Origin of the sequence: Pseudomonas sp. 3JA (assembly GCF_036961705.1) — a bacterium.
Classification (GTDB): Bacteria; Pseudomonadota; Gammaproteobacteria; order Pseudomonadales; family Pseudomonadaceae; genus Aquipseudomonas; species Aquipseudomonas fluorescens_Q.
In genome coordinates this window covers 58,655-82,226 of the sequence record NZ_JBAMDJ010000002.1, presented here as the reverse complement: position 1 = coordinate 82,226, position 23,572 = coordinate 58,655, and the positions used below count along the sequence as shown (strand labels likewise).

At 57.1% G+C, this 23,572-nt stretch carries 17 protein-coding genes; 16 read left to right on the top strand and 1 reads right to left on the bottom strand.

Annotation, left to right across the window (positions count from 1 at the left end; translation table 11 throughout):
* Positions 1-8: 8 nt before the first annotated feature.
* Positions 9-1,760, bottom strand: coding sequence for an FAD-binding protein (locus V7773_RS01910; RefSeq protein ID WP_079443432.1), 1,752 nt, complete (start codon positions 1,758-1,760; stop codon positions 9-11).
* A gap of 345 nt (positions 1,761-2,105) precedes the next feature.
* Between V7773_RS01910 and V7773_RS01905 the strand changes: the two genes are divergently transcribed.
* From V7773_RS01905 to V7773_RS01830, 16 genes are all read left to right on the top strand, one after another.
* Positions 2,106-3,752: a DUF1302 domain-containing protein gene (locus tag V7773_RS01905; RefSeq protein ID WP_336072049.1), complete on the top strand. Its 1,647-nt coding sequence runs from the start codon at positions 2,106-2,108 to the stop codon at positions 3,750-3,752.
* A gap of 77 nt (positions 3,753-3,829) precedes the next feature.
* Complete coding sequence (locus V7773_RS01900) at positions 3,830-5,179, top strand: DUF1329 domain-containing protein (RefSeq protein ID WP_336072047.1); 1,350 nt, start codon at positions 3,830-3,832, stop codon at positions 5,177-5,179.
* Positions 5,180-5,503: 324 nt separating this feature from the next.
* Positions 5,504-6,580: a WD40/YVTN/BNR-like repeat-containing protein gene (locus V7773_RS01895; RefSeq protein WP_336072045.1), complete on the top strand. Its 1,077-nt coding sequence runs from the start codon at positions 5,504-5,506 to the stop codon at positions 6,578-6,580.
* A gap of 54 nt (positions 6,581-6,634) precedes the next feature.
* The gene (locus tag V7773_RS01890; RefSeq protein ID WP_336072043.1) at positions 6,635-9,172 is read left to right on the top strand and encodes an efflux RND transporter permease subunit; all 2,538 of its coding nucleotides are present in this window, start codon (positions 6,635-6,637) and stop codon (positions 9,170-9,172) included.
* Between the two features lie 103 nt (positions 9,173-9,275).
* Positions 9,276-10,052 (top strand): SDR family NAD(P)-dependent oxidoreductase, encoded by a 777-nt coding sequence (locus V7773_RS01885; protein WP_336072041.1) that lies wholly within the window; start codon positions 9,276-9,278, stop codon positions 10,050-10,052.
* Positions 10,053-10,065: 13 nt separating this feature from the next.
* A complete protein-coding gene (locus V7773_RS01880; protein WP_336072039.1) occupies positions 10,066-11,301 on the top strand; it encodes an NADH:flavin oxidoreductase in 1,236 nt (411 codons plus the stop codon).
* Between the two features lie 228 nt (positions 11,302-11,529).
* On the top strand, positions 11,530-12,609 hold the full coding sequence (locus V7773_RS01875; protein ID WP_336072037.1) for a helix-turn-helix transcriptional regulator: 1,080 nt from the start codon (positions 11,530-11,532) through the stop codon (positions 12,607-12,609).
* Between the two features lie 381 nt (positions 12,610-12,990).
* Positions 12,991-13,842, top strand: a complete 852-nt coding sequence (locus V7773_RS01870; protein ID WP_336072036.1) for an alpha/beta fold hydrolase — start codon at positions 12,991-12,993, stop codon at positions 13,840-13,842.
* A gap of 84 nt (positions 13,843-13,926) precedes the next feature.
* Positions 13,927-14,961, top strand: a complete 1,035-nt coding sequence (locus tag V7773_RS01865; RefSeq protein WP_336072033.1) for a ferredoxin--NADP reductase — start codon at positions 13,927-13,929, stop codon at positions 14,959-14,961.
* 71 nt (positions 14,962-15,032) lie between these two features.
* Positions 15,033-15,920 (top strand): VOC family protein, encoded by an 888-nt coding sequence (locus V7773_RS01860; protein WP_336072031.1) that lies wholly within the window; start codon positions 15,033-15,035, stop codon positions 15,918-15,920.
* 82 nt (positions 15,921-16,002) lie between these two features.
* Positions 16,003-17,205 carry a flavin-dependent monooxygenase gene (locus V7773_RS01855; RefSeq protein ID WP_336072029.1) on the top strand — a complete coding sequence of 401 codons (1,203 nt, stop codon included), beginning with the start codon at positions 16,003-16,005 and terminating at the stop codon, positions 17,203-17,205.
* 59 nt (positions 17,206-17,264) lie between these two features.
* Positions 17,265-17,822 (top strand): hypothetical protein, encoded by a 558-nt coding sequence (locus V7773_RS01850; protein WP_336072027.1) that lies wholly within the window; start codon positions 17,265-17,267, stop codon positions 17,820-17,822.
* A 61-nt stretch (positions 17,823-17,883) separates the two neighbouring features.
* A complete protein-coding gene (locus tag V7773_RS01845) occupies positions 17,884-19,083 on the top strand; it encodes a Rieske 2Fe-2S domain-containing protein (RefSeq protein WP_079443444.1) in 1,200 nt (399 codons plus the stop codon).
* 183 nt (positions 19,084-19,266) lie between these two features.
* Positions 19,267-20,976: an FAD-binding protein gene (locus V7773_RS01840; RefSeq protein WP_336072024.1), complete on the top strand. Its 1,710-nt coding sequence runs from the start codon at positions 19,267-19,269 to the stop codon at positions 20,974-20,976.
* A 148-nt stretch (positions 20,977-21,124) separates the two neighbouring features.
* Positions 21,125-21,874 carry an electron transfer flavoprotein subunit beta/FixA family protein gene (locus tag V7773_RS01835; RefSeq protein WP_336072022.1) on the top strand — a complete coding sequence of 250 codons (750 nt, stop codon included), beginning with the start codon at positions 21,125-21,127 and terminating at the stop codon, positions 21,872-21,874.
* On the top strand, positions 21,875-22,804 hold the full coding sequence (locus V7773_RS01830; protein ID WP_336072021.1) for an electron transfer flavoprotein subunit alpha/FixB family protein: 930 nt from the start codon (positions 21,875-21,877) through the stop codon (positions 22,802-22,804).
* Positions 22,805-23,572: the final 768 nt, after the last annotated feature.

Genomic DNA, 23,572 nt, shown 5'->3' with positions numbered 1-23,572 from the left:
ATCAGTGTTCAGGCATGGGCTTTTTGGGCGCTCGCCGGTGTGATCTGAGGCTGGCCGTTTCGGGCGATGTGGTTGGCGGCGCGGTAGCCGAAAGTCAGGGCCGGGCCGAGTGTTCCACCGGCGCCGGGGTAAGACTGGGCCGTCACGGCGCCGGAGGCATTGCCGATGGCGTAGAGTCCGGGAATCGGGTTGCCTTCCAGATCCAGTACGTTGGCATCGCTGTCCACTTTCAAACCGCCTTTGGTGCCCAGGTCACCCAGGTCAACCCGGATGGCGTAGTAAGGCGCTTTATCAAGTGCACCCAGACTCGGGTTGGGTTGGTGGCGTGGGTCACAGTAAAAGAGGTCGAAGCTGTAGTGCCCGCGATTGAAGTCCAGGTCGATGCCCGTTTTGGCGTAGCCATTGAACGTCTGAACCGTGTCGTCCAGCACCTCAGGGGCGATGCCAATTTTGCTGGCCAGTACGCTGAGTGAATCCGCGCGGTAAAGCACGGTGTCCCACCACTCAGGCGGCAGGCTGGAGTCGGGCATGATCGAGCCGGGCATGATGCGCCCGAGGATGTTTTTCCTGCGGTAATTGGCATCGAAGACAAACCAGCAGGGGACATTGGCGCCGGTGTCGGCGTTATCCCTGAGCATCTCGTGGCCGAAGTCGTTATAGGACATGGCTTCGTTGGCAAAGCGCTTGCCGAGCCGGTTGACGCACAGACTATGGGCGTAACTGCGTTCGATGAAGAGTGCGCTGCGCATGTTTACATTAGGTGTGTCTGCTGCCGGAATGCGCACCGTCGGTGCCCACCAGGCTTCGTGCGTGAACTCGGTGTCTGCGCCAATACTTTCTCCAGCCAGGAGTGCATCACCGGTGTTGTTGTGCATGGGCGTGACACTCCACTCTGCTTGAGTTGGCGCTTTCAGGAGGCTGGTACGCAACGTCTGGTTCTGTTCAAAGCCGCCGGAAGCGACAATCACCCCGTGGCTGGCGAGAATGGAGAATTCGTTGCCGTCGCGGGAGGCAACGACGCCGGTCACGACACCGTTCTCAACGATAAAGCGCTCTAGGCGGGTGTTCAGCAGGATGGGAACCTGACGTGTTTTCAGTCCGATGCGTAAGCCTGCGATCAGGGCGTTACCCATGGTTACCCGGCGATCACGGCGTGTCTTGAGACGCCAGGCAACGTCCGACCAGTAGTTCCAGATTAGTGAAAATATTTTGCGTTTCCAGCCCTTGGCCCGAGCACCGAGCAGTTGCCCGTCGTAATAATCCAGTGCAATGCGACCAAACAGTTTTGCGCCCATGTCGGCTTCGCGCAGGGCGAAAAAATCATCGCCTAAAATGCCTGCGTCTACAGGCTCGACGAACATCGTTCGCCCCGTGTCCGACGCGCCCGGTAGTAGTTGGCAGTAGTCCGAGTAACCCTGCACCGCGTTGTATTTGACGCCTACTTGCTGGTGCATGTACTCGACCATCTCTGGTGCCGAATCGAGGTAGGCCAGCAGCTTTTCATCCGACACCAGACCGCGTGTACAGGCTTTGAAATAGGTCAGGGCTTCTTCGATCGAGTCCTGATGACGGATGTCCCTGTTGTTGGGGATCCAGATACCGCCGCCAGACAGTGCGGAGGTGCCGCCGTAGCGATCACTCTTTTCGATAACGACGACATGCATCCCCAGGTCGTGAGCCCGATTGGCTGCGAGCAAAGCGCCCGCGCCAGAGCCAACCACCAGCACGGCGCATTTTTTATTTTCGGTAAATACCTTCATGGGCACGCGATCTCCGTAATCAAGCACGGTGTTTGATGCCGTGCTTTTTCTTGTTTTCGGAAGTGAAAGGCTGAACAGGTTTCGCTGTCAGGCGCTCTTGCCATAGCTTCACCGCGAACGGGCGAGTCGAGCATGCCCAGAATTGATTAGGTGGCGATTAGTGTTGGAAACGGGGAGAGGTCGCAGCGAGTGCTTGAAGTTGGCTAATCAATATAGGGCATGCCGGCAGGGTGCTTTGTGCTGAAACTAACCGTGACGTCGAGGAGTGGGGATCTGCCAGCCCTAGCCTGTCACCAGGACAAGCTGAACAACAATAAAACCAGACTTGGACTTGCGGAGAGCAACATGCACAAGAAGAAGAGTACTGCAGCCCATAGCGGTTACAGGTTTCTGGTACCGGTGTTATTGGCCGGTGCGATGGTGAGTCCATTGGCTCAGGCCATTTCTATCAATACCGGCAACCCTGAATTGCAAATCAACTGGACCACCGAATTCCGTTTGGGAATGGGCTGGCGTACGGAAAGTATTGCCAAGGACATTGGTAATGATCCCACTAACCATCAGTCAGACTATTTCGCCAGGAATGGCGATATGTGGAAGCGTCGTCTCGATGTGCTGACTGAGATGGACCTGATTTACAGGGACGATTATGGCGCGCGGATCAGCGCCACAGGCTGGTACGACAACGCTTACGACGATCATGACCTCAAGAGTAATCCCGATTTACGCGGCATCTCTGCCTACGCAGACGGCAAGCTGTCGCGCTCGGCCCAGCGTTATTACAACGGGCCGTCCGGCGAGATTCTCGATGCGTTTGTCTTCGGCACCTTCAATCTGGGCGATACCCCGATTTCAGCCAAGCTTGGGCAGCACTCCCTTGTCTGGGGTGTGGCTCAGATCAACTCCACGGATGCGATTTCCTGGAGCCAGCAGCCCAGCAACTTGCAAAAAGGCGCGGAAACGCCGGGTGCATCGCCCAAGGAATTGGCCATGCCTCTGCCTCAGATTTCTTTCCAGAGCCAACTGAACGATACGTTTTCCCTGGCGGGCTATTACCACTTTGACTGGAAGCCAAACCGGCCCAGTGAAGGCGGCACGTTCTTGGGCGGACCTGACTTTCTCTACGCAGGCGACGGGCGAATTTTTGCAGGCGCGTTTCCAGGCCTGGGTAATTTCTACATCAACCAGGGCGAGGTCATCGAACCCCGGGACAAACAGCGTGGCAACTTCGGCGTGCAGCTCAATATGACGCCGCAGTGGTACGCCGGGACCATCGGGCTGGTGTATCGGCGCTTTGATGAAATGCAGCCCTGGCCTGTCAACTTCGCGGTTGATCCTGCCGACCCCATCACCGGGCTTCGCTTCCATCAGGTCTATAACCGTGGCGTTGATCTGTTTGGTGCCTTTACCAACTTCAACTGGCAGGAAATCAGCTGGGGCGCGGAGGTTTCCTACCGTCGCGGTACCGCGCTGGACAGCACGGGCGGCCCGATACTCAGTGGTAACCTCGACGGTGCAACCGGTAATACCGTGCATGCGCTGTTGAATGCCCAGGCCGCGCTGCCGACCTTGCCGCTGTACGACACAGGCATCGTGCTGGCCGAACTCGGTTACACCTACCTGGATAAGGTCACCCATAACGAACAAGTCTTCAGCCAGTGTGAAGACGCCAAAGATGGTCCAGGTTGCGGAACCCGCAATGCCAGCAGCCTCTCGCTGGTGCTCATGCCGACATGGCTTCAGGTACTTCCCGGGGTGGATCTGACCGGGAACCTGACCGTGGCCGGTTACGGCCTGCACGGTAACTCGGCGGTCCTGATGGGTTCGGCTGAGCGTTCGTACGCCTGGTCAACGGGAGTCACGGCCGACATCAACATGAAATACAAGGTCGGCCTGCTCTACTCGGATGCTGGCGATGTTGAAGACCGCGTGGGCGCGATGGGCAGCACGGATCGCGGACGCGTCACCCTGACTTTCCAAACCAGCCTGTAAAGGTGCCCTTCAGGCTCGGCGTCTGCCGGGCCGTGGAGACGCTTGTCTGCATGCAGAGCTCTAGACGGAGATACACGATGAAAAAGACTCAATTGACACTGACATTAGCCCTGGCTTTGTCGATGTCGGCTTCTGCCTTGGCAGCGGTTTCAGCTGATGAGGCTGCACAACTGGGCGGTGACAAACTGACCGAATTCGGCGCCGAGAAGGCCGGGAACGCCGATGGCAGCATTCCGGCGTGGAAACCGGACTGGAAGGGGCCGGCCATGCCGGAAAATGGCGGGATTTACCCCGACCCGTTTCCTGACGAAAAACCGCTGTTCACCATTACTGGCGCGAACGTTGCGCAGTATGGCGACAAGGTCAGTACGGGGACCCGTGAACTGTTGACGCGCTGGCCGGATTACAAGCTCGAAGTCTATAAAACCCACCGTGTGGTGGATTTTCCCGATTGGCTGAAGGCGGCCACGGTCAAAAATGCGACCCGCACCAAAAGCACCTTCGACGGCGAGGATCTGGAGGGGGCCATGGGGGGCTACCCGTTCCCGATCCCGAAAACCGGCAGTGAGGTGGTCTGGAACCACAACCTGCGCTACTACGGGCCGGCTTACCGTTCACGTTTCTCGGGTTACATGGTCGACTCCGCGGGCAACCGCATCGTGACCCATGACATTGATAACTACACCGACTCGCCTTACCACGACAATCCGGACGAGGAGCAGTCGTTTTACCAGCGTCGGTTCAGTACCTATGTCGGCCCGGCGCGGAGCGTGGGAGACAAGTCGCTCACCTATATGGTGATGCATGCGAAAAAAGACGGTAACAGCAAGCAGTGGCTCTATACCCAGGGGCAGCGGCGCGTCCGCCAGGTGCCCGAGTTCGGCTATGACAGCCCCATGACAACCGCCGGTGGGGTTTACTTCTTTGATGAGCTGGGGATGTGGGAAGGGCAACTGGACCGCTACGACTTCAAGTTGGTCGGCAAGAAAGAGGTCTATATCCCCTATAACAATTACAAATTCCTGATGCATACCTCGGCTGACGACGCTTATGGCAAGCAATTCGCCAACCCTGAAAAAATGCGTTGGGAATTGCACCGCACCTGGGTGGTGGAAGCGACCCTCAAACCCGGCATGCGCCACGCGCAAAGCAAGAAAGTGTTCTATGTCGATGAGGACAGTTGGTCGATAGTGTTGTATGAGGGTTATGACCAGGCCGGCAAGTTGATGCGTACCTCTCAGGGGCTCGTAACTTACGACTGGAACACCAAGTCCGTGCCCAATACGCCGATGGTCATTTATGACCTGGTGAAGGGGCAGTACGCCACCTCCATGCATATGGCCGGTGGTACTGGCTACGTACGTGTACCCCGTTGGCCCAACGGTAAGCTGACCCCGGATTCCATGGCCGGTAGCGGCATACGTTAACGCAGCTGTTGCCTGATAGAACGAGAACCCGGCGGTGCCTGCACCGTCGGGTTCTCGTTCGTCTGAAGAGGAAGTAAGAGGCTGCCCACGCTGCGCGGGCCGTCGGCACTTCTGGGATCAGGTGCAAGGCCTGTCTCATAACCTTTTGGCCGTTGTGTGCCGATCTAATCAAGATTAGGCATGCCGAGAATCAACGAGCAGCGGACACTGAGTTGGCGACCTCAGCCTGAACGCCATCATGGCCCGGCGCGTAACTGCAACCCTCTGAAAAACAACAACAGCAGACTCGATCTTGCGGAGAGAGAAAGTGCAAAGGGAGCCTTCATGCCTAGCCTGATGTTTATGAAAAAGTCACGTGCATTGCTGTTCGCAGGTGCCTTGTTGGCGACTCCTGCCGCCGTCAACGCCAATTCCTTTGTCGATCCGCTCGACTTGCCTGTCGCCGGTGTACACCAGGCTGATCACAAACCCATGCGAGATATCGCCAAGGCCGGCAAGCGCCTGGTGGCGGCAGGGGACAACGGGGTCATCATTTTCTCTGATGATCAGGGGGCGACCTGGGCCCAGGCCAAGGTGCCTGTCAGCGTCGATTTGAATGCGGTGTATTTCGCTGACGATCAACGCGGCTGGGCTGTCGGGCACGGCGCCGTCATTTTGCGCAGCCTGGATGCGGGGACGACCTGGACAAAGCAGCTGGACGGACGTGGCCTGGAAGCGATTGTTGTCGATTACTTCAAAAGCAAATCCGGACTTGATGAGCAAAGTGCCGAAAATTATCTGACAGCCATTCTCAATATGACGCGCCCGGGCCCCGGGCAGTTTTTCATGGGCGTCTGGTTCGATACCCGGGGCAATGGTTTTGCAGTGGGCCCCTTTGGTTTGATCATGGCCAGCCACGACAGCGGTGAAACCTGGCAGCCCTGGAACACGCAAATCGACAACAACGATCTGTTTCACCTGACGTCAATTCGCGGAGTGGATGGGGCGCTTTTCATCACCGGTGAACGTGGTCGAGTATGGCGCCAGGACCCGTTAACCCAAAGCTTTGTGGCGAGTGAGACGGGCTATCAAGGCACGCTGTTTGGCCTGGCCGGTGACAAGGGAAATCTACTGGCTTACGGCTTGAAGGGGCATGTGTTTCGCAGTGTTGACGGTGCACAGACCTGGACGGCGGTGGGCAGTGACTTTAAAGGCAGTGTGACCGCAGGGGCTGCGCTGGAGGGGCGCGGTTTTGTACTGGTGAGCCAGTCCGCTCAGGCCGCGATCAGCCATAACGGGGGCGCAACCTTCACGCCACTCGAGGTCAAGCAACCGACCTTGTTCACCGGCGTGGTGGGTTTGTCGGCCGAGCGACTGGCGTTGGTTGGATTGAACGGCGTGACGATTATGGAGACCCCATAGCGCTTTGGTTGTACTGGTTGAGCACTACTGAGCCTGGGTGAGAGGAATAATAAGATGACCACCTCCGTGGAAAACAATGCAACACCTGTTCTTGAAGATCGGCAGCAGTTTGATGTCCGCTCTGGCAACTTCATTGAGCGTCTGATTTTCAATAACCGGCTTCTCTTTATTCTGTTGAGTACGGTCTTGACCGTGTTTTTGGGATACAAGGCGACGCAGCTACACGTCAACGCAAGCTTTGAACGGATGATGCCGAACTCTCACGAGTTCATTCGCAACTATCTGGACAATAAGGCAGACCTGGTCGCGCTGGGCAACTCCGTGCGGATCATGGTGGAAAATCCTCATGGCACTATCTATGACCCCGCCTATTTACAGGCGCTTCAGGAGATCAATGACAAGGTCAACCTGGCCCCAGGCGTTGATCGGGCCTGGATGCGGTCGCTGTGGATGCCGGGGGTACGCTGGAGTGAAATCAGTGAAGCCGGGATGGATGGCGGTTCGGTCATGCCCAACGGCTACGACGGTTCACCGGCAAAACTCCAGGAGCTGCAGCTCAATGTCATGCGGGCGAACCTGGTCGGCGACCTAGTTTCCTTGGACATGCGCTCTTCGGTGATCCTGGTGCCGCTGATGGATAAGGACCCGGTCACCGGCGCACCCCTGAATTACCAGGAGTTCGCAGACTTTCTGGAACAGGACATTCGTGGCCAGTACGAAGTGCCCGGGCCTGACGGCCAGATAAAGGTGCGCGTGCACATCATCGGGTTCGCCAAGCTGATCGGCGACCTGATTTCCGGCTTGACCCAGGTGATGGGCTTCTTTGCCATCTCGGCTGCCATCGCTGCCGTCATTATCTTTGGCTACACGCGTTGCATTCGCAGCACCTTGCTGCTGCTAGTCGCTTCGCTGAGCAGTGTGGTCTGGTTGCTCGGCCTGATGCAGATGCTGGGCTACGAAATCGATCCCTACTCGATTCTGGTGCCGTTTCTCATCTTCGCGATTGGCATGTCCCATGGCGCGCAAAAGATGAACGGCATCATGCAGGACATCGGTCGAGGTACTCACAAATACGTGGCGGCCCGGTACACGTTTCGTCGCCTGTTTGTCGCCGGGCTCTCGGCCCTGCTGGCCAATGTGTTCGGCTTTGCGGTGCTGATGATCATTGATATTCCGGTTATCCGCGATCTGGCGATCACCACCAGCATTGGTGTCTGCGTCCTGATTTTCACCCAGTTGATCATGGTTCCGGTGATGCTCTCTTACCTGGGTGTCAGCCGATCGGCCGCGCGCCGCAGCGTTCGCAACGAAGCCGAGTTGGCGGCAGGCAGCCAACACAATTCGTTCTTCAAGGCGGTCGGTACGCTGCTGGTCAAGTGCACAAGCCCTTCGTATGCCCGCGTGTTGGTGGTGTTGGCACTGGCGGTGGGCGTGGGGGCCTTTATGGTGCGCAGTGACTTGCAGATCGGTGATCTGGATGCTGGCGCCCCGGAGCTTCGTCCAGGATCGCGGTATAACCAGGACGTAATGTTTTTCAATCAGAGCTTCGGCCGTTCGACCGATCAGTTCGCCGTGATCGTCAAGACCAAACCGGGCGGCTGCTCCACCTTTGAAACCTTGACCGAGATCGACCGCTTAACCCAGATGCTTCGTGATGTGCCCGGTGTGCAGTCCGTTGCCAGCCTGTCCAGTTCAGTGCGGTTCATCAACTCCAGCTACGGAGAGGCGAATCCGAAGTGGATGAGCATTCCGCGTCAAGATGAAGTGTCTGCACAGGCTTCTCAGTACGCGGCCTTGCAATCACCTGAACTGAGTAATTTCAGTTGCTCGATTTCCCCCGTGATCGCCTACCTGGCCGACCACCGCGCCGATACGCTCAATGGGGTGGTCAGTGCTGTTCAAGCGTTTGCGGCACAACATGACAACGAAGACCGGCAGTTTCTTCTGGCGGCAGGCCCGGCAGGGATTGAGGCCGCGACCAACCTGGTGGTGGCCGACGCTAACCTGACCGTCCTGCTGTTGCTCTACGCCTCGGTCGTGGTGCTGTGCCTGATTTCTTTCCGCAGCTGGAGGGCCGTGGTGGTGGCCCTGGTGCCGCTGGTCATTACCTCGCTGCTCTGCGAAGCCTTGATGGTGTACATGGGCATCGGGGTCAAAGTCGCCACGCTGCCGGTTATTGCATTGGGTGTGGGGGCGGGTGTCGACTACGCGCTGTACTTGCTGAGTGTTCAACTGACCCTGCAACGCCGTGGCGCTAGCCTGGAAGAGGCTTACAGCGGAGCCTTGATGTTTACCGGCAAAGTCGTCGCGCTGGTTGGCCTGACGCTCGCCACCGGGGTGTTGACCTGGGTGTTCTCGCCTATCAAGTTCCAGGCCGACATGGGGATTCTGCTCACGTTCATGTTCCTCTGGAACATGATTGGCTCGCTGGTCTTGATCCCGGCGCTGTCCCACTTCTTGTTACGCGGGGAGACGCGTCCCCACACCGCGACGGATGACTCGACCGTGGTGACGGGCAGTGATGATCAGATCAAGGGCTTAAGGCCATCGTCCAAACGCAGTGATCTGGCGGCGACCGCCGGGAGTGTTTAAATACTCGGAGTGCGGGGAGTGGAGAACAGGCTGATTTTTGCTTTCACTCCAGCTCTGCGAGGCGCCTGATAATGATTCGATTCTAATAATAAGGATTTAAACCATGACCTTTGCATCTCGTTTTCAGAATAAAAAAATCATCGTCACCGGCGGTGCGTCCGGTATTGGGCAGGCGGCGGTTATTCGCCTGGTGGCTGAAGGCGGGACCGTGCTCGCTCTCGACCGCAACGCCGAAGGACTGGCGCAAACTCTGGAGCTGGCCAATGCAGCGGCAGGCTACGGCGGGCTTGCGTTGTCGAAGCAGGTTTCGGTCACCCATGAGCAAGAAGTGCGAGAAGCCGTGCACGATTTTGTGCAAGAGCAAGGGCAGTTGGATGTGCTGGTTAATATGGCAGGCATTCTGCGTTCCACCCATACCACCGAAACGTCATTCGACGTGTTCATGGAGCTGGTCCAGATCAACCTGGGTGGCACATTCTTGTGCTGTCGCGAGGCCCTGCCTTATCTGCTGCAAAGCAAGGGCAACATCGTCAATGCCGCCTCAACGTCTGCATTCTTTGGGCATGCATACATGGCCGCTTATTCGGCGAGCAAGGGGGGGGTGGCCGCATTGACCCAAGCCTTGTCCCGCGAATACCTGAACCGTGGCGTGCGGGTCAACGCTATTGCCCCCGGCGGGATCGGGACACCGATGGTCGCCGCTCAAGCCCATGGTTTCCCCGAGGGCGTTGACTTCAGTCTGTACGCACACCTCTCCCGTCCAGACCGCCAATTGGGTGAACCTCAGGAAGTGGCGTCGGTGATCGCGATGCTGGCCTCTGAGGATGGGGCGTTCGTGAACGGTGCGGTACTGCGCATTGATGGCGGAACCCACGGCTGAGGGAGTGATGAACATGACGACTGCTGATATCGGAAGGGGTTCTCCTTTTTCCCCTCTCACATTGGGACCTATCACCCTGCGTAACCGGTTTATCAAGGCCGGTGCTAACGAGGGGATGACACCTGACGGGATGCCGACCCAGGCTTTGGTCAAGCACCATCGCGACGTCGCGGCCGGCGGTGTGGGCATGACCACCGTCGCTTATGGGGCCGTGTCGCCGGATGGGCGAACGTTCCGGCACCAGTTCCACATGTCACGTGAGGTGTTGCCGCATTTGCGGGTGTTGACTGACGCGGTGCATGCCGAAGGTGCAGCCGCTTGTCTGCAAATCACCCATGGCGGCTCTTTCACCATGCTGCGTCCGGAAAAGGGCTATCCCCGAACGGCCTCATCGGGTATCAACGCTTTCGGGATGCTCCAGGGCATTTTGTTTCAGCGAGCCATGACCGACTTGGACATGCAGCGGGTCGCTGAAGAATTTGCCCGGGCCGCCGTTCTGGCCAGGGAGGCGGGTTTTGACGCTGTTGAAATCCACATGGGACATGGCTATTTGCTCAACCAATTTCTGTCGCCGTTGAGCAATCATCGTCGTGATGAATATGGCGGCAGTACGCAGAACCGAAGCCGCTTCCCAGCCATGGTGCTACGGCGAGTCAAGGACGCGGTAGGCGCGCGCCTGGCGGTGGGGTGCAAGATCAATCAGACCGATGCGAAGCAGGGTGGGATCGATGCCGAGCAAGCTTCAGTGACGGCAAAGATTCTGGAGCACGATGGCGCTGACATTCTGACCTTGAGTGGCGGGCACAACATGCATAGCCCTTGGGCGTTGTTTGGCAGCCCTATGCCATTGGAAGATATGAAAGCCCACGCCCGGGGGCTCGCGCGTATAGGGCCTTGGGCATTGGGCCTGCAGCAGCCCAAGGACCTGGCATTCCATGAGCTGTATTTTCTGGAGCACGCCCGCCAGATTCGTCAGGCTGTGCGTATGCCGCTCGCACTGGTCGGCGGCGTGAAATCAATGGCGGCAGCCCAGCAAGTGATTGATGAGGGGTTCGACAGTATTGCGCTGGCAAGAGCCCTTATTCACGACCCGGATTTCGTCAACAAGCTGGCGAGCGGTGCGCTGACCCGCTCGGGTTGTACCAGTTGCAACCGTTGTGTGATGGGTATCTACGATCCCAACGGAGTGCGTTGTGTGTTCAATGAACCTAATGATCCGGCACTCAGTAAGGCGTTGGCGGCGAATTGACCAAATGATGAGATAAGCGTAATCACTCGCCTACGGATAACGATAATAAAAAGAGGTGGTTTCATGCAGGCAATGAAGAAGTCATGCGCGGGAAATTCACTAAAACCTAACTTGTCCGCTGTGCTTAACACCCTACCTAGTACGGTTCTTCGGCCAGGCCAACCGGAGATTCTCGCCCACGATACCGAACAGGTAGTCGCTCTTGGATGCGTCGATCAGAGCCGGGTGATGCTGTCCATCTATCAGAGCCTCCTCTCCAGTGAGCCCTGGCGCGATACCTCCTGCCACCTTGCCGCTTACATGGATGCTTCGGCGATCATTGTGATCAGGCCTTCAACCAGTACGGACCTGGGTTTTCTGGTATGTCACCCTCGCAACCCGGAAATCGAGCATGCCTACCGAGCGCATTACTGGACGATCGATCCCTTTGTTGAGTTGCCCATTGATCAGGTCGTCACCATCGATGAATATCTGGGCGCAAGCACCTGGCTGAACTCTGAGTTCTACAAGCGTTTCATCGGTGAAGGCGGCGTTCGTCACGGGCTGGGTGTCAACATTGTGTCCCGCAACGGCACCGTCTGCCGCGTACGGATGTATCGTCTGCCTGATCAGCCGCCTTTTACCGAAGCGGATAAATCGCGGTTACGTGAGTTGCTCCCGCATTTCGGGCAAGCACTGAGTCTGGCGGCGCACCTGGAGCGTCACGAGACACAAAGCGAGCTGTATGAAGACGCGCTCAGTCGGCTCCACATCGGGGCGATTGTGCTGGATGAGGACAAGCATTTACTGCGCTGCAATCAAGTGGCCCAGACAATGCTGAATGAAGAGGACGGCCTCAAGCTGGTGGCGGGAGGACTGGAAGCGCACTACAAGACTGAGCGCAGCCTATTGCATGATTTGATTGCTTCAGCGGGTACGGCGGCTCAGGTGATGTCTATCACCCGGCCCTCGGGCAAGCGCAAGTTCGGGCTGGTCGCCCGGAGCATTCCACTGCGTGCGGAGTCGGAAGGCAAGTGCCGGCCCGCGTGGGTCGTCTTCATCTGCGACCCGGATGCTCAGACCACCGCGCCTCGCGAGATCTTGCGTCAGGTGTTCGACTTCACACCCTCCGAAGCCACGTTGACCATGGAGTTGGCCAAAGGGCTTGCCCTGGATGAAGCCGCCGAATTGTTGGGCATTCGCCTCAACACGGCCCGTACGCATTTGCGTTCAATCTTCAGCAAGGCGGGCGTTACGCGGCAAGCCGAACTGGTCAGGATTGTTCTCAATGGCGTCATCGGCCTTTCCAGCCTGAGCCCCAACGACTAGTGCGTTGCCAGTAGTCAGGGGAGGGGATGCCTCCAGGCATCCTTCTCTGTTCGAACGCTTCCTGCCATCTGGCGCGGGAAGCGAATTAACAGCCATCCGTACAGACGATCCAGCACCGGCGCGCAGAGGCTTGCGGTGACCACCACACGGCACCGTTGGCGCGGCCCAAACGTGTCGATCATTCAAGACGTGTGTTCCCGATCAGGCTGACGCTTTAGCCGGTTTTTTCCTCGTCGAGGACGCGATCGTCAGCCGTACTTCCTTAGGCCGATACGTTCGTCCTTTTCTCTGCATTCTGGCTCCACACCTAATCTATGTTGAGCATGCAGGGCCCTTAGCGAAGCCTCATATTCAGGACATAACAACACGTGGAGAACGGTTATGTCCTTGAAGTCTGCTGTCTTATCTTCGCCCATCCCGGTCGGCAATTTTCTTGAAGTGCAAGATACCTATCGTCTGCATTACCACGAAATAGGTCAGGCGAATGCTGATCGCCCTTCCTTGCTCTTTCTGCATGGCAGTGGCCCCGGCGCCAGTGGCTACAGCAACTTCCATCTGAACTATCCGTACTTCGCCGAGCAGGGCTATCACGTTCTGGTCCCTGATTACCTGGGTTACGGCTTGTCTGATAAGCCTGACGATATTGAATACACCTCGACTCTGCACGTGGAGGTACTGCACGAATTTCTGCAGAAAAAGAATGTGACGCGCGTGGTGTTGGTGGGCAATTCGCTGGGTGGATCCATCGCCTTCCAGTTCGGGCTCACTTATCCCGAGCAGGTGGCCAAACTCGTGGTCATGGGGCCCGGTGGTGTCGAGGCGCCAGAACTGTGGGCGGGGCAGATGAGTGGTTTGCGGTGCATGGGGGCATTTATCCAGGGGCGCAAGACTGACAAGGGGTCTTTCAGGGAACTGCTGCATCACATTGTGGCGTCGCCCGAGATGATTACTGATGAGTTGATTGATACGCGTCTTCCGGTCTGGCTTGAGCAACCGCTGGCGGTCTTCAGCACCATGAAAGTCGAGGTGTTCGCTGAGCGCCTGGCAGAACTGAAGATGCCCGTGTTGTGCCTGTGGGGGCAGAAGGACAACTTCCTGCCGGTTCGTCACGCCCTGGTCGTTGCAGGGTTGGTGGGCAACGCGCGGGTGATCATTTCAACCGGCTCCGGGCACTGGTTCATGCTCGAAGAGCCTGACTACTTCAATCAGGAAGTACTGAGTTTTCTCGGCTGAGCAGAGGGGCGCTTGCCGTTCGGATGTATCGATGGCGAGCACCAGGTGGAGTGTGGCTCCGTTGTCATTGCAAGAGTTAAGGCTATGTCGAAATCCCTTTATCACCGGCTTCGGGTTGAGTACGTCATCGAGGAAACGCACGACAGCAAGTCGATCGTGTTTTCCGAGCCCAGTGACAGTCGAGCGTTCACCTATAAACCCGGGCAGTTTCTGACGCTACGGGTTCCAACACAGAGCAAGGCCATTGCGCGTTGTTACTCACTGGCGAGCTCGCCTGTAGCTGATGGAGCGCTGAAGGTTACCGTCAAACGAGTGCAGGACGGTCTGGGTTCCAACTGGCTATGCGACAACGTGCGCGCTGGCGATGAGCTGGAGGTTCTGGCGCCGGCAGGGGTGTTTTGTCCCGCTTCATTGGACGTGGATTTTCTACTGTTTGCCGGTGGCAGCGGCATTACGCCGGTCATGTCGATCCTCAAGTCGAGCCTGCTACAAGGCAGCGGTCGTATGTTTCTTTTTTATGCCAATCGCGACGAGCAGTCGGTGATTTTTCGCGATGAGCTGTTGCAACTGGCCCAGGCCTATCCACGACGGCTCACCGTCATGCATTGGCTAGAGTCGGTGCAAGGGCGTCCGACCTTGGAGCAATTGGGTAGCCTCTGTGCCGAGCACATTGATTCCCATGCCTTTGTGTGTGGCCCGGGTCCATTCATGGATGCGGTGGAGCAGGCGCTGATTTATCTGAAGGTGGATCGGTCGCGCATCCACGTTGAGCGTTTCGTGTCCTTGAACAGCGACCCCGGAGTGCTGGTGGACGTGCCTGACGACACCGCGCACGACCACCCCAGGATTGAGCTCAACGCTGAGCTCGACGGCGTCACTCACACGCTGTCCTGGGCACCAGGCGTTGATCTTCTGGACGCCTTGCTGGGGGCAGGCGTGATGGCGCCTTTTTCCTGTCGTGAAGGCCGTTGCAGCGCCTGCATGTGCCGAGTCAGCGAAGGCGAGGTGAGCATGCGTCACAACGAAGTCCTGGGTATTGAAGACCTTGCTCAAGGTTGGGTGCTGGCCTGCCAGGCGCGCGCAATCAGTGACAAGGTTTCGATCAGTTTTGACGGATGAATGTCGCTGGCGATTATCGCCTGCGCATGCCCCACGTTCTGAACAACAAAAAAGCCTAAAAGGGGATGGAGATGAGCATTAATCAACTGGCATATGTGGTGGTCGAATCCACCGATGTCGAGAAATGGCGACACTTTGGTACGCAGGTTGTTGGCTTGGCCGAATTGCCGGCAGAGGATGGCGCGATCTATCTGAAAGCCGATGGTCGTCACTATCGAATCCTGGTCATTCCAGGCACTCGCGACGGGCTCTATGCCTCGGGCTGGGAAACCACGTCCCAGGAGCAGTTCGTAGGTGTCAAGGAGACCGTTGAAAAGGCTGGTGTCGAGATCATCGAGTCGTCGGCACTGGACCGTGCGTTGCGCAAAGTGACCGGGCTGTTTTCCTTTGTCGACCCGTCCGGGAACCGACAGGAAGTGATGTGGGGGCCGATCTCCGACTTCGCACCTTTCGTGTCGCCGGTCGGGGTAGAGCGCTTTGTCACCGGTAATATGGGCATGGGGCATGTGGTGCTGCCGTCGATGAATTTCGACGCCTCATTTCAGTTTTGGCGTGAGGTCTGCGGCTTCGGACTCTCCGACATTCTGCATGCCCAACTGTCTCCCGAGCATCGTGCACGTATTCATTTCATGCACTGCAATCCTCGTCAGCATAGCCTTGCCCTCGCGGAAATTCCTCAACCTAGCGGTTGCGTCCACATCATGTTGGAAGTCCCCGGTCTGGACGACGTGGGGCGAGCGCTTGACCGCGTCGCCGCGCACAAGGTGCCTCTGGCAAGCAGCCTTGGCCGTCATGTTAACGACGATATGGTCTCGTTCTATGTCTGGACTCCCGGTGGTTTTGCCCTCGAGTTCGGTTGCGGTGGCCTGGTCAAGGATTGGGAGAACAATCATTCGGTTTTCGAAACTACCCGTGGCAGCCATTGGGGGCATCACTGGTCCCCGCCGCCCGGACAGTAGGCCGCTCTCCCCACCCTGAGGAGCAGAGCACCGATGAGTGCCTTGCAGAACATTGGTTTCACTATTTCGGAAGATAAAAACCATGCAAACAGTCGAAATGAAACAGCCTGTTCTGGACATTCCAGACGGCGAAGAGCTGATCAACCGCGCACGCGCCATGATTCCCATGCTGCGCCAACGGGCCAAGCTGGGTGATGAGCACAGAAACCTGCCGCAGGAAACCATCAATGATATAGAGGCGGCCGGCCTGTTCCGCATCCTTCAGCCCAAGCGCTACGGTGGCTATGAGCTAAGCCCTAAGGTTTTCTACGATGTGGTCATGGCGCTCGCCGAGGGTGATATGTCCGTCGGCTGGGTCTATTCGGTCGTCGCGGTGCATGCCTGGCAGATGGCGCTGTTCGATGATCGGGCCGCTCAGGATGTGTGGGGCAAGGACTCTTCGACCCGGATCTCCTCTTCCTACATGCCGACCGGTCGCGCAACGCCGGTCGAAGGTGGCTTCATGTTCAGTGGGCGCTGGGGTTACTCCAGCGGTTGCGACCATTGCGAGTGGGTGTTTCTGGGCGGCCTGGTGCAGCAACCTGAAGGCCAACCGATGGATGCCCGGACCTGGTTGATTCCACGCAAGGACTACGAAATCGTCGATACCTGGCATACCGCCGGCCTCAAAGGCACTGGCAGCAAGGACATCGTCATTAACGATGTGTTCGTTCCTGAGTATCGCACCCACAAAATGTTCGACGGTTTTACTTGCAATAGTCCAGGTAACCAGTGGAACACCTCGCCGCTCTACCGGATGCCTTTCGGTCAGGTCTTCAGTCGGGCCGTTTCCACTGCCGCCATTGGGGCGTTGCGCGGCATGCTCGACTGCTTCCTGGAAACCGCCAAGGTGCGAGTCAATGTCGTGGGTATCAAAACCAACGAAGATCCCACGGCTCAATTGATCATTGCCGAAGCGAGCAATGCGATCGATGAGTTGTCCCTTGTGCTCAAGCGCAACTTCGATGCGCTGGAAGGTTATGCCGAGCGCGGGGAAGTTCCGCCCATTGAAGAGCGCGTGAAGTACCGCTTCCAGGCGAGCTTTCCGCCTGAACGAGTCTCGTACCTGGCGTCTCGTTTGTTCAAGGCGGCGGGGGGCGCGGCGGTGTTCACGAACAACCCGTATGGCCGGTTTCTGGCGGACATCAATGTGGGCCGCCAGCATGCGGCAAACCAGTTCCAAATGTTTGGTGTCAACTGGGCGAAGGTGCAGATGGGCCAGCAGAGCCAGGATTTCTTCCTTTAATGCGTCAGGCCGTCGGCGTTTACCCGACGGCCTTATGGTGACCAGGACTGGAGGTGCACATGTCCGTTGCTTATCTCGCGAAGGGTGCTCAGAAGCTCAAAATTGTCCGAACCGATGAGGGACAAGTCTCGGGGTATCTGCAGTGCTCGGTTTGCCTGGATTTTGGTGCGCAAGAACATCTCGTTCTTGAGGAAACGCTGCTGGATGTGCCGATTGGCTATGTCCTCAATCCACAGAACGGTGTGTTTCTGGCCGACGAAGTTCAACGCGCTATGCGTCTGGGTATCGCCCATTGGCTCTCGCAAGTAATGACTCTTGAACGCGTCAGCGCTAGAAAAAGCATTCAAGAGCAGGGACCCAGGCAAGTCTCATTTTGCCTGCCGATTCATGATGGCAGCGACTGTGAGCTACATGTCGAAGTTGACACCAATACGCCGGCCGATCGCGTTGATCAAGCGGCCTTGGAGTGGGTAAAGGGCTGGATTGCACAACAGCAACGGCAACGGCAGCCACTGGACGCCGAACTGCTGGAGGTGATCGGGCAAATCAAACTGGTTGATGCACCTCATTTACGCCGCGGCCTTGCCCTGATGAACCCGTCCTCAAGTTTCACTTGAAGCTCTATGACGGTGCGCCCGTCAGTTTTCTGAAAAAAACAAAAATAGAATGGAGGTTTGTATGAGTAATCTGGCCAATAATCTGGATGATAAAGCCCACGTCATCGTCAGCGACCTGAGTGAACGCTTTGCTCGTGGTTGGCACTGCCTGGGGCTGAGCGATCAGTTCAGAGACGGAAAACCACATACCCTTGAAGCATTTGGTACCCAATTGGTGGTTTTCGAGGGTGAGCACAGCAAAAAACTCAATGTACTCAATGCGTTCTGCCCGCACTTGGGTGGCCACCTGGGTGAAGGAACCATCAAGGGCGACAACATTGCCTGTCCGTTCCATGACTGGCGCTGGGCAGGGGATGGAAAGTGCGCCGGGATCCCGTATGCCAGGCGTGTTCCGCCTCGTGCTCGCACGCAGAGCTTCATCACCTGTGAAGAGAACCGGCAACTGTTTGTCTGGCACGACCCCGAGGGCAATCCTCCTCCGGCGGATGTGATCATTCCTCGGTTGGAAGGGGCCTTCAGCGATGAATGGACCGACTGGTCCTGGACCACTGAAACCGTCGGCACCAACAGCCGGGAATTGGTCGACAATCTGGTGGACGTCGCGCACTTTTTCTATATCCATGGGTACGGTAAAGGTGGGGCGAGTTCCTATTTCAAGAACGTTTTCGAGGGCAACTTTGCAACGCAGTATCTGGAGACCGGCCCGCAAATCGAACAGCCTCCCTACCAGAAAGATGCGACTTATACCGGCGATATTGCTGATCTGGCCTGCATGTCACGCGGTGAGACGACCTACCACGGCCCGTCTTACCTGGTCTCGCGGCTGATGGTTAACTTTACCGGTGACGACCCTATCGAAAGCTATGAAATCCTGGCTCACTACCCGATCGATGCAAACAGTTTTGCCTTGCACATGGGTTTCATTACTCGTAACCGTGCTGATCTGAATGCCGAGCAAAATGCGGCCCGCGCCGCGATGGTGACTGAGGTTTTTCGCATCGGCACGCTGCAGGACGTGGCCATCTGGAAAACCAAGACGCGCATCGACAACCCTCTGTTGTGCGACAGCGATGGTCCGCTCTATCAACTGCGCCGTTGGTACCAGCAGTTCTTTGTTGATGTGGCAGATATCAAACCCGAGATGGTTAACCGCTTTGAAGCAGAAACCGATACCCGCCATGCGTTGCCTGTTTGGGAGCAGCAAGCGGCAGAGAAAATCGCCCAGGAAGCCAGGGAAGCAGCCGCCAAGCCTGATGCCTGACCTAAGTTGAGGTGTTGCGTCGCTCCCCGGGCGACGTTACACCGACTCTGTGCACACTCATCTCGTTTCTTTGACCTGCAACTCAGTCGCTGGATCAGCTTTGCACCGATGGATGTTTTTAAGGTACGGGGTGTCTGTGTATGGGAAGCAGTCAGAGGCCATACAGCTTCCAGGAGGTTCAGCATGTCATATGAGTTCGGGCCGGATTCACCCCAATGGTTCAGCAACGTCGAGTCGCCGGAGCGCGTCGAGAATGTGCAGGCGGTTGAGTGGGATTTCACCACTGATTTTGCGGTGGTTGGCTATGGTGGTGCGGGAGTGAGTGCGGCACTTCAGGCCGCCGAGAGGGGGCTGCAGGTGCTCGCGGTGGACGCGTTTTCGGGGGGAGGAGCCACGGCCATGAACGGCGGTATTTTCTACGCCGGTGGCGGAACGAGCGTCCAGCGCCAGGCAGGGGTAGAGGATACGGTAGAGGAGATGTACAAATACCTGCGCATCGAGACTCAGAATGTTGTCAGTGCGCAGACACTCCAGCGGTTCTGCGCGGGCAGTTCAGCCGATCTGGACTGGCTGGCCGGTCATGGTGTTCGGTTCGATAGCACCTACTACCCGAAGAAAACCTTTTATCCGCCCGCCGGAAGTTTTCTGTACCATTCGGACAGCGCGTTGGCAGCCACGCACGCGGCTATCGCCAAGCCTGCGGCGCGGGGCCACAAGTATTGGCATGAGCCGTCCAATCAATCGGTTGGATTCGGCATTCACTTGACTGAGCCCTTGCAGGCGCGAGCAGCGGCGCTGGGGGTTGAGTTCTGGCCACGGACTGAAGCCCGTCGACTGATCGTATCGACGGGCGGGGATGTATTGGGCGTTTCAGTGATCCGCATCCCACCGGACTCACCCGAGGCCGTGACATACGCTCAGGCCCAGGAGAAAGCACGGAAAATTCTGCAAAGACTACCGACATCAATGCCCGGTTTCGCGCGGCTTGAGCGCAAGGCTCAAGTGTTCTGGCGCCAGGCAGAAGCGCTGCAGCGCGAGCATGGAAAGCACTATCGAGTCCGCGCGTATCGTGGGGTATGCCTGAGCGCGGGTGGGTTCGTCTGGAACCGTCAGATGGTCGAAAGTCATGCGCCCAAGTACGTCACTAGCATGGCCATGGGGTCTCCGGGCGGTGACAACGGCAGTGGCATACGCCTGGGACAGAGTGTCGGCGGGGTGGCGGGCCTGATGGAGCGAATGAGCAGTTGGCGATTCATCAATCCTCCCTCGCAGTGGCCCAAAGGCATCCTGATCAACGCCAGCGGCCAGCGCTATGTTAACGAAGAGCTATATGGCGCGGCCATTGGTTTGGCCATGAACGAACATCAGTCCGGTGAAGGCTACATACTTCTGGATCGCGCACTTTATAGCGGTTCCTGGCGGGAAGTGGTGCTCGATAACCTGTTCCCGTTCATGCGTATTCCGCTGGTGCTCGCTTTACTCTTCCAGGTCCGCAAGGGCAAAACCCTGGGGGCATTGGCGAGAAAAATGAAGATCCCCGAGGCGACCATGATGGAAACCGTAGCCCGCTACAACCGGGGGGTGGATGGACTGGAAGCCGATGAGTTTGGCAAGAGTCGCTCTGAGTGCCACGCCCTGCGAGAAGGCCCTTTCTATGCGGTGGATGTTTCGTCATCCAGCAAGATGTTTCCCTGTCCGACAATGACGGTGGGAGGTCTCCGTGTGAATGAGCAAAGCGGGCAGGTTTTACGTGCCGATAGTTCCCCGATTGGTGGTCTCTATGCGGCAGGTAGAACTGCGATTGGCTTGCCATCGAACTTATATGTCAGCGGGCTTTCCGCTGCAGATTGTGTTTTTTCCGGGCGCCGGGCAGCGTTGCACGCGAGCCGGTAGTTTTGAATACCTCGACGATATGCTGCTGGGTAGTACCCGAACATTTCTTTTACGCAGGCAGCAGGCAATTTACCTGAACACCGTCGTGGGTGTGTTCCATTAACTCAGTCCAATAGGGGCTGTCCAAAAAGCTAGCTTAGAGGAAGCGATGAAGGTACTTGTTTCTATAAAGCGTGTAGTCGATTACAACGTGAAAGTTCGCGTCAAGGCGGATAATTCCGGCGTCGACCTCGCCAACGTGAAGATGTCGATGAACCCGTTCTGCGAAATCGCAGTGGAAGAAGCCGTACGCCTGAAAGAGAAAGGCGTTGCGACTGAAATCGTCGTCGTCTCCATCGGCCCGTCCACCGCTCAAGAGCAACTGCGCACTGCGCTGGCTCTGGGTGCCGACCGCGCCATCCTCGTCGAATCCGCTGAAGATCTGACTTCCCTGGCCGTTGCCAAGCTGCTCAAAGCCGTTGTCGACAAGGAACAGCCTCAGCTGGTGATCCTCGGCAAACAGGCCATCGACAGCGACAACAACCAGACTGGCCAGATGCTCGCTGCATTGAGCGGCTACGGTCAGGGCACCTTTGCTTCGAAAGTCGAAGTGTCTGGCGACTCGGTTGCCGTGACTCGCGAAATCGATGGCGGCGCGCAAACAGTTTCCCTGAAACTGCCAGCCATCGTCACCACCGACCTGCGTTTGAACGAGCCGCGTTATGCGTCCCTGCCAAACATCATGAAAGCCAAGAAGAAGCCTCTCGAAGTGCTGACTCCGGACGCTTTGGGCGTTTCCACCGCCTCCACCAACAAGACCGTGAAAGTCGAAGCGCCGGCTGCACGCAGCGCGGGTATCAAGGTCAAGTCGGTGGCTGAACTGGTCGAGAAACTGAAAAACGAAGCGAAGGTAATCTAAATGACTATCTTGGTTATTGCTGAACACGACAACAAAGTGCTGGCCCCGGCCACGCTGAACACCGTGGCCGCTGCTGCCAAAATCGGCGGCGACATCCACGTGCTGGTTGCAGGTCAGGGCGCTGGCGCCGTGGCTGAAGCCGCTGCGAAAATCGCTGGCGTGGCGAAAGTACTGGTAGCTGATAACGCTGCCTACGCTCACCAGCTGCCGGAAAACGTCGCTCCTCTGGTCACTGAATTGGGCAAGGGCTACAGCCACATCCTGGCTGCCGCCACTTCCAACGGCAAAAACATCCTGCCGCGCGTTGCTGCGCAGCTGGACGTTGACCAGATCTCCGAGATCATCTCGGTTGAAAGCGCTGACACCTTCAAGCGCCCGATCTACGCCGGTAACGCCATCGCGACCGTTCAGTCGAACGCTGCGGTCAAAGTGATCACCGTGCGTGCCACCGGTTTCGACCCGGTCGCTGCTGAAGGTGGTTCGGCCGCTGTTGAAGCCGTTGCTGCTGCTCACGATGCTGCGATTTCCAGCTTCGTTGGCGAAGAACTGGCCAAGTCTGATCGTCCGGAACTGACCGCTGCCAAAATCGTCGTTTCCGGCGGTCGCGGCATGCAGAACGGCGACAACTTCAAACACCTGTACGCCCTGGCCGACAAGCTGGGCGCTGCCGTCGGTGCTTCCCGCGCCGCGGTCGACGCAGGTTTTGTACCCAACGACATGCAGGTCGGCCAGACCGGCAAGATCGTTGCTCCACAGATGTACATCGCCGTCGGTATCTCCGGAGCGATCCAGCACCTGGCCGGCATGAAAGACTCCAAGGTGATCGTTGCGATCAATAAGGACGAAGAAGCGCCGATCTTCCAGGTGGCTGATTACGGTTTGGTTGCGGACTTGTTTGCAGCCATCCCTGAGCTTCAGATACAGGTCTAATCGGATTTCAAAGTAACCGTGTGGATTGGACTTCGTAGTCCAGCAGAGACTGTGGCATGCGCTCCTGAGCGGGCCGCTGAATAACAAAGGTGGCGAGACGAGTGAGTCGCGTGCCTGAGAGCGCCTTTTGAGGAAAACTGTACGTGTGTGGCCATCACGGCAAAATACTGATGGAAAGCAAGCATGTAAAAAAGCACTTTGCAGATGATTGTTGATGAACGGAAAATTGTTAAGGAGCTTGGTCTTTTTGTTAGGATGATTGATGGAAAAAGTTGGGACTAGATCGGAGGTATTTCGAGAATGATGTAGTGTTTGATTACGGTGACGGCCACGATCAGTTTGGAATTGCCTTTTAAGTGGCCACGATGCGCCGTTATATTGATTTTTGCGGGTCTATCCGGCACTTGATCGGTTCCACAATGGTAAAAGTGGAGAGCAAAAAAATAACAAACATACACCTATGTTCAAGCTTGCCATCAACATGCCAACGATCCTGTTGGTACAGTGTTTTATTCCAATGGTGAGTATGTCGACCGCTGGGAGCATCGCACTGAAAGTGGGCGCGCTGTGCGCCGTAGCGTGACCTAGTACTGCACTTCGGCGATCCGCCGATTCTTCAACTGGAGCTCTGATCTTTATTTACACCGTGATGGTATGGATAGCAGGTACTGCACATCCATGTGTAACCTGAGGCTGCAGAAGGGGATCGCGAATTCAGCCTTGCAAGTAGATTTGCAGACTCAATGAAAGAAACCGATATGGTGCTGC

Coding starts and splice junctions, on each gene's coding strand:
- V7773_RS01910 (WP_079443432.1), bottom strand. CDS start 1,760: ATGAAGGTATTTACCGAAAATAAAAAATGCGCCGTGCTGGTGGTTGGC.
- V7773_RS01905 (WP_336072049.1), top strand. CDS start 2,106: ATGCACAAGAAGAAGAGTACTGCAGCCCATAGCGGTTACAGGTTTCTG.
- V7773_RS01900 (WP_336072047.1), top strand. CDS start 3,830: ATGAAAAAGACTCAATTGACACTGACATTAGCCCTGGCTTTGTCGATG.
- V7773_RS01895 (WP_336072045.1), top strand. CDS start 5,504: ATGCCTAGCCTGATGTTTATGAAAAAGTCACGTGCATTGCTGTTCGCA.
- V7773_RS01890 (WP_336072043.1), top strand. CDS start 6,635: ATGACCACCTCCGTGGAAAACAATGCAACACCTGTTCTTGAAGATCGG.
- V7773_RS01885 (WP_336072041.1), top strand. CDS start 9,276: ATGACCTTTGCATCTCGTTTTCAGAATAAAAAAATCATCGTCACCGGC.
- V7773_RS01880 (WP_336072039.1), top strand. CDS start 10,066: ATGACGACTGCTGATATCGGAAGGGGTTCTCCTTTTTCCCCTCTCACA.
- V7773_RS01875 (WP_336072037.1), top strand. CDS start 11,530: ATGCTGTCCATCTATCAGAGCCTCCTCTCCAGTGAGCCCTGGCGCGAT.
- V7773_RS01870 (WP_336072036.1), top strand. CDS start 12,991: ATGTCCTTGAAGTCTGCTGTCTTATCTTCGCCCATCCCGGTCGGCAAT.
- V7773_RS01865 (WP_336072033.1), top strand. CDS start 13,927: ATGTCGAAATCCCTTTATCACCGGCTTCGGGTTGAGTACGTCATCGAG.
- V7773_RS01860 (WP_336072031.1), top strand. CDS start 15,033: ATGAGCATTAATCAACTGGCATATGTGGTGGTCGAATCCACCGATGTC.
- V7773_RS01855 (WP_336072029.1), top strand. CDS start 16,003: ATGCAAACAGTCGAAATGAAACAGCCTGTTCTGGACATTCCAGACGGC.
- V7773_RS01850 (WP_336072027.1), top strand. CDS start 17,265: ATGTCCGTTGCTTATCTCGCGAAGGGTGCTCAGAAGCTCAAAATTGTC.
- V7773_RS01845 (WP_079443444.1), top strand. CDS start 17,884: ATGAGTAATCTGGCCAATAATCTGGATGATAAAGCCCACGTCATCGTC.
- V7773_RS01840 (WP_336072024.1), top strand. CDS start 19,267: ATGTCATATGAGTTCGGGCCGGATTCACCCCAATGGTTCAGCAACGTC.
- V7773_RS01835 (WP_336072022.1), top strand. CDS start 21,125: ATGAAGGTACTTGTTTCTATAAAGCGTGTAGTCGATTACAACGTGAAA.
- V7773_RS01830 (WP_336072021.1), top strand. CDS start 21,875: ATGACTATCTTGGTTATTGCTGAACACGACAACAAAGTGCTGGCCCCG.